We start from the raw sequence: 408 nt of genomic DNA on the forward strand, positions 1-408 counted from the left end.
GCAGGGGCAAAGACAACAATGGTACCTGGTTTCAACACACCAGTTTCAACTCTGCCGACGGGCACGGTACCAATACCACCGATTTTGTATACGTCTTGCAGGGGAAGACGCAGGGGCTTGTCAGTGGGGCGGGCAGGTGGCAGGATGGCATCGAGAGCTTCAATGAGGCATTTTCCGTCAGCTTTGCCTTCCTTACGCTCCACCTGCCATCCCTTGAACCAAGGCATTTTGGTTGAAGGCTCCAACATGTTGTCTCCGTGCCATCCAGAAATGGGCACGAAAGCGACAGCAGCTGGGTTGTAGCCAATCTTCTTGATGTATGAGGATACTTCCTTCTTGATTTCCTCAACTCTGGGCTCACTGTATGGTGGTTCAGTGGAATCCATTTTGTTTACTCCTACGATGAGC

Annotated in this window: 1 pseudogene; it reads right to left on the reverse strand. The window is 51.5% G+C overall.

Annotation, left to right across the window (positions count from 1 at the left end):
• Nucleotides 1–386 (reverse strand): annotated as a pseudogene (locus F0U47_RS22835) (hypothetical protein); the annotation flags it as partial.
• Nucleotides 387–408: the final 22 nt, after the last annotated feature.

The sequence above is a fragment of the Nocardioides antri genome, from assembly GCF_008373765.1.
Classification (GTDB): Bacteria; Actinomycetota; Actinomycetes; order Propionibacteriales; family Nocardioidaceae; genus Nocardioides; species Nocardioides antri.